Annotated in this window: 4 protein-coding genes; 2 read left to right on the top strand and 2 right to left on the bottom strand. The window is 31.9% G+C overall.

Annotated elements, in window-relative coordinates:
* On the top strand, window positions 1-2,346 hold a 2,346-nt coding region (locus tag ITB9_RS01050; RefSeq protein WP_148638311.1), incomplete at its 5' end, for a gliding motility-associated C-terminal domain-containing protein.
* Window positions 2,347-2,356: 10 nt separating this feature from the next.
* Window positions 2,357-3,277, top strand: a complete 921-nt coding sequence (locus ITB9_RS01045) for a PorP/SprF family type IX secretion system membrane protein (RefSeq protein ID WP_054850776.1) — start codon at window positions 2,357-2,359, stop codon at window positions 3,275-3,277.
* 451 nt (window positions 3,278-3,728) lie between these two features.
* On the opposite strand, the gene ITB9_RS01040 is transcribed toward ITB9_RS01045, so the two are convergent.
* Window positions 3,729-4,832 (bottom strand): RloB family protein, encoded by a 1,104-nt coding sequence (locus tag ITB9_RS01040; RefSeq protein WP_054850775.1) that lies wholly within the window; start codon window positions 4,830-4,832, stop codon window positions 3,729-3,731.
* Between the two features lie 3 nt (window positions 4,833-4,835).
* On the bottom strand, window positions 4,836-6,074 hold the full coding sequence (locus ITB9_RS01035; RefSeq protein WP_054850774.1) for an ATP/GTP-binding protein: 1,239 nt from the start codon (window positions 6,072-6,074) through the stop codon (window positions 4,836-4,838).
* Window positions 6,075-6,288 lie beyond the last annotated feature (214 nt).

Below are 6,288 nucleotides of genomic sequence, written 5' to 3'. Positions count from 1 at the left end.
CCACTAGACAATGCAACTGACGTAGATATTACTACAGATTTAAGTTGGAATGCGGTAACTGACGCAACTGGATATAGTATCTCGGTAGGGACAACTTCTGGTGGAACGGATATTATAGATAACCAAGATCTTGGAGATGTAACAACTTACAACCTTATATCAGATTTACCTGAAACAACAACCATATTTGTTACCATTACACCATATAACGCGGTGGGTAATGCAGTAGGATGTGCTGAGGAAGCATTTACAACTGAAACGCTACCTACGCCTCCTAACTGTACCACTTTAACTAGTCCACTAGACAATGCAACTGACGTAGATATTACTACAGATTTAACTTGGAATGCGGCGACTGACGCGACTGGATATAGTATCACTGTAGGGACAACTTCTGGTGGAACGGATATTGTAAATAACCAAGATCTTGGAGATGTAACAACTTACAACCTTATATCTGATTTACCTGAAACAACAACAATATATGTTACCATTACACCATACAACGCGGTTGGTAATGCAGTAGGATGTGCTGAGGAAACATTTACAACTGAAACCTTACCTACGCTTCCTAACTGTACAACTTTGACTAGTCCACTAGACAACGCAACTGACGTAGACATTACTACAGATTTAACTTGGAATGCGGCGACTGACGCAACTGGATATAGTATCACTGTAGGGACAACTTCTGGCGGAACGGATATTATAGATAACCAAGATCTTGGAAATGTAACAACTTACAACCTTATATCTGATTTACCTGAAACAACGACCATATATGTTACCATTACACCATACAATGCGGTGGGTAATGCTACAGGATGTACTGAGGAATCATTTACGACTGAAACCTTACCTACGCCTCCTAACTGTACAACTTTGACTAGTCCATTAAACAACGCAACTAACGTAGACATTACTACAGATTTAAGTTGGAATGCGGCAACTGATGCAACTGGATATAGTATCTCTGTAGGGACAACTTCTGGTGGAACGGACATTGTAAATAACCAAGATCTTGGTAATGTAACTACTTACAACCTTATATCAGATTTACCTGAAACAACAACCATATATGTTACCATTACACCATATAACGCGGTGGGTAATGCAATAGGATGTTCTGAGGAAGCATTTACAACAGAAACGCTACCTACGCCTCCTAACTGTACAACTTTGACTAGTCCACTAGACAACGCAATTGACGTAGACATTACTACGGATTTAACTTGGAATGCGGCGACTGACACAACTGGATATAGTATCTCTGTAGGGACAACTTCTGGTGGAACGGACATTGTAAATAACCAAGATCTTGGTAATGTAACTACTTACAACTTGGTATCAGATTTACCAGAAACAACAACCATATATGTTACCATTACACCATACAACGCGATGGGTAACGCTACAGGATGTACTGAGGAAGCATTTACGACTGAAACGCTACCTACACCTCCTAACTGTACAACTTTGACTAGTCCACTAGACAACGCAACTGACGTAGACATTACTACGGATTTAACTTGGAATGCGGCAACTGATGCAACTGGATATAGTATCACTGTAGGGACAACTTCTGGTGGAACGGATATAGTAAATAACCAAGATCTTGGTAATATAACTACCTACAACTTGGTATCAGATTTACCTGAAACAACAACAATATATGTTACCATTACACCATACAATGCGGTGGGTAATGCTACAGGATGTACTGAGGAAGCATTTACGACTGAAACATTACTATACCCTCCGACATGTACAACATTAATTAATCCAATCAATAATGAAACTGACGTTGTTTTAGACACTAGTATTGACTGGGAGTTGGTTGCTACAGCTGACGGTTACACCATCTCTATAGGCTCTACATCTGGTGGGACTAATATTGTAAATAATCAAGATGTTGGTAACACAACCTCGTATACTGTAGTGGATGACTTAATTCAAAACCAATCGTACTTCGTGACCGTAACACCTTACAACGCTGACGGTGAGGCACAGGGCTGTTCAGAAAGTAGTTTTACAACATTAACAATTCCTAAAAATGATGTAAAATATGGTTTCTCACCAGATAACGATGGTATAAACGACTTCTGGCATATCGAAGGTATAGAAATGAACCCTAACAACACCGTTACCATTTTTAACCGTTGGGGAGATATGGTATTTCAAATTGAAAATTATAATAACACCACTAATGTCTTTAAAGGTATAGCCAATAAAAAGACTAAAATAGGTGCAGATGTATTACCAGAAGGAACTTACTTCTTCCATTTTGATATTGATGGCCCTCATAATTTCGACAAATTAAAAGGATTCGTAATTATAAAAAGATAATCCCAAAGCAATGAATATTACAAAAAAAACAATCACACTTGTCATAATTATAGGGTTCACCTACTGCTTAAAAGCACAACAAACCCCTACTTTTTCAGAGTATAACTATAACCCATTTATCATTAACCCAGCATACGCTGGGTTAACAGAAAATACAGAGTTTACATTAAGCAATACTGGCTTTTTCAATCAATTTGATGGCAGCCCAAAAAGTTTCTCTTTTAGTGGACACGGATCTTTAAATAGAAACAAAATAGGAATTGGTGCTGGTATAACACGTGATAAAATTGGGGTCACAACCTCTACCGCTTTTTTCGCTGCCTATTCTTATAAAATATTTTTCGACTTTAAAAGCAATAGACCGTATTGGCAATTGTATGACGCTGGGGTCTTATCTTTTGGTATCACTGCTGGATTACAACAGTATCAAAATAACTTAACAGAATTGGGGATTTTAGACGACCCTAAGTTCTCACAAGATATAAACGCAACAATTCCTACAATAGGGTTCAGCGTTCTATTCAATCATGCCTCATTTTATGTTGGACTTTCGACACCTAATGTTATGGGAGACCGTCTAGCGTCCGATAGTGATTTAGTATTAAACAGCCCCTATTATGGCTACATTGGGTACCGTTTTTATAATAATCGTTTTAAAGATTTTATGATCAAACCAAATATCCTGCTAAAACACGAAGAAGGCGCACCACTTCAAGCAGATTTTAATGTGTCACTTAGTTATAAAAACAAACTAGAAATTGGTACAGGGTATAGAACCAGTAATGCTATAAACTTTTTAGCCGGAGTCTATCTGTATAAGCATTTACGTGCAATATACACTTACAACCTAGCTAACAAAAACACAACTTTTGGAAGTACACATGGTATAATACTAAGCCTTCAACTTGGTGACGGTTACAGTAATGATTAATTTTTTCAGTACATCCATAAACAAAAACAGACGCTTTAATTAGTGTCTGTTTTTGTTTTATATAAATGCATTTAAAAATCCAAAATGGGCAGATTCATTAATAGATGTCATTCAAAACACAATAAATACAGTGTTGATATTGATTACAAAATAAAAGAGGTATTAACAGAACCCTAGATAAAACACCTCCAGAATATGACAAGTTAAAAGCAATCGCAATCCAATACCTTTAATGATAGAGGCTAATCAAAAATACGTAGTTATACGTATTGTACTTGCAAGTGCATTATTGTAATTTAGCTTTTAATTATACAGCTATAATAAAATGAAACTTATTTGATATAAGTTACTAAAAGTTGTCATAACGGGAAATATAACCCCAAAACAACTATATTAGTTGTCATATAACCAGTTGCCAGTAATTTAAAAAACAAGGCCTGTACTCAACAACTTAAGTAAAACTCTGTAATTGAGACAAATCTAAAATATTATATTCAATATTATTAAGTTTAAATATAACATAAGAAAAAGTATTTAATTCTAATTTCTCTACTTCTAATATAATTTCTTCACAATTTGGCACAATTAACATTCTATTGTTTGATTTTAAAACGTTGTAATTACAGTCAATTAACTCAACACTTCCTGACTGTAAAATAAAACTAGCTGTAGATGAGTTATTTATAATAAATTGATTATCCTTCTTATTATAAGTAATTATCACATCTCTACTCATTTTAATTGTATTTGAATATCTCCAGATATGATCAGCTTTATCAAAATGCTTTAATTTAAAAACAAGCCTATCAATTGAAACATAAGGGTTATTATTAAAAAAACTTCCCTTACCTACTGCCTCTATTCGACTTTTCAATGCATTATTAAATGCAACAACAGTATTTTGTGAAAAATCATTATATTCGAAATTCTTACTAGAAGTATATGGTAAATACTTGTTTTCTATAATCTTACCAATCACACACCTTTCTCCGTGGCAATCTAATTCATGCGTATTAGTTCCACAATTGAAAATTCTTTTATCAGAATCTCTGCATTGAGATTTAACAAATGAGGTAGAACAATATTCAAAATGCATTAAAATCCATTCTTCAAATGATATAGATGAAAAACCAATATTTACAGTTTTATTACATTCCTCTTTATTTTTGGATAATAAATATGCATTAAGATGATCTGGATGTCCATCTTTATCATATACTGCCCATAATTCCGAATAACCTTTTTCAAAATATGCTAATTGAGCCTTTCTTATATAACATGTAGGTTGAGCTTTATATTCATCTTCTATTATATAATCCTGAGGTTCCTCAATAATAGCCTTTCTAATTGATCTTTTTTTTGCGCCATTTCTTAATTTAAAATTAGCAACTTCTTCATCAATTTGTAATTGCTCTTCTTTAGGAATTGGTAGAATTCTAATAAAAATATTTTTATTATTTTCAATAGTTTCATTTTTTAAACTATGAAAATAGTCAGGTTCTGATCTTTGCCCTTCACATACAATTAAAATTGTTTTTCTAAATTCTTGTGACATGAGTTAAAAGAATTCTTTTAATGATTTTATTTGTGGTACACCTCCAAATTTACCCGACAAATACCATTTATCAAAAGAAGTATCTTCTCTCAAATTCTCAAAATCTTGCAAACTATATAAATCAGTTTCTCCTTTTTCACTCTTTTCAGTAATCCACACTTGATCTTTTCTAATTAAATCTTTATCTAATAGAGAAATGTCATGAGTTGTAAAAATTAATTGTGCGCGATTTTTATTAATATCTGGATCTTGAAAAAGCATTACAATCATTTTAGTTATAAATGAATGTAAACTAGTGTCTAACTCGTCAATTATAAGAACAGAACCATCTTCCAATGCTTCAATAATTTTAGCACCTAATACAAATAAAGATTGTGTTCCCACCGATTCTTCTAATAAAGATAAGTTAGTAGTTCCTATTAAATTATTACCATCGTATAAATCATGAACACCACTAATATAAAAATCACTTTTTTTCCATAAATAGTCAATTTTTCTTTCAGGAGATTCACCTTTTTTATTAATATTTATACCTGTTATTTTTGTGTCAGCATAATTAATTAATTTTTCCAATTTAAATTTTAAAGTTTCATTTTCTAACAAATCTTCAGAAACCTTATCATTTAATAATTCATAATGTATTTTATTAGTGGTATTATAAACATACATTTTTTTAAAATACAAATAAACGTCACTAATTACTTCATGAGGTTCATCAACCCCAAATTTCGATAATAATAACTGATTTTTAAAAACTGTAATTTCTTTCTTACCGAATTTATCACCCAAAAACCCTTTTTGTATATTTTTATCTGTTTCAGTATGTCTCTCAAAAAGTACAACTTCTCTTTTTTGAGGATAATAACACAAAGATTCTTCTAAAACATTTTTATGTTCTATTTTAGTTACATATTTATATTTAATAGAATCAATTAAAAACTCAATTGTAATTTCTACTGGGGAAGTATTTGTTTCCTTATTAAATTTAAAGGGGTCATAAATTAGAAGAGAATCATCAACAGCTGGTTTTTTTATAATTAGATTCCTTAATTCAAAAAAAGCTCTTACAATATTAGATTTACCCGATGCATTTGCTCCATACATTAAGGATGTTTTTAAAACTTTAAAATCATTAATTTCGAAATAATTAAAGTCTTTAGCTTTAGAACTACTCGCTTCTAAAGTATAAATTACTTCATCTTTATAAGATCGGTAATTCTTTAATTTTATATTTAAAATCATCTTGTTGTAATTTTTATGCAAAAATACAAATTAAAGACATAAAATAAACCTTTCAAACCTTATATTTTACATAAAAAAAGCAAATTCAAGTTACTATAACGATATTTTGTTCTTTTTGAGAGAATAATTAATGCTCTATTGTTGACTGATTAAACCAAGGAGTGAAACTTATGTGAATATATGGAATTTCGAAATAAAAACTACTGGCAACAAA

Origin of the sequence: Olleya sp. ITB9, from assembly GCF_001315805.1 — a bacterium.
Classification (GTDB): Bacteria; Bacteroidota; Bacteroidia; order Flavobacteriales; family Flavobacteriaceae; genus Olleya; species Olleya sediminilitoris.
Note: the sequence above shows the minus strand (reverse complement) of the source record. Positions and strands in the feature narration are given on the sequence as shown.

Bases quoted from the DNA above. Each gene is read 5' to 3' on its own strand.
- ITB9_RS01040 (WP_054850775.1), bottom strand. From the start codon at position 4,832: ATGTCACAAGAATTTAGAAAAACAATTTTAATTGTATGTGAAGGGCAA.
- ITB9_RS01045 (WP_054850776.1), top strand. From the start codon at position 2,357: ATGAATATTACAAAAAAAACAATCACACTTGTCATAATTATAGGGTTC.
- ITB9_RS01035 (WP_054850774.1), bottom strand. From the start codon at position 6,074: ATGATTTTAAATATAAAATTAAAGAATTACCGATCTTATAAAGATGAA.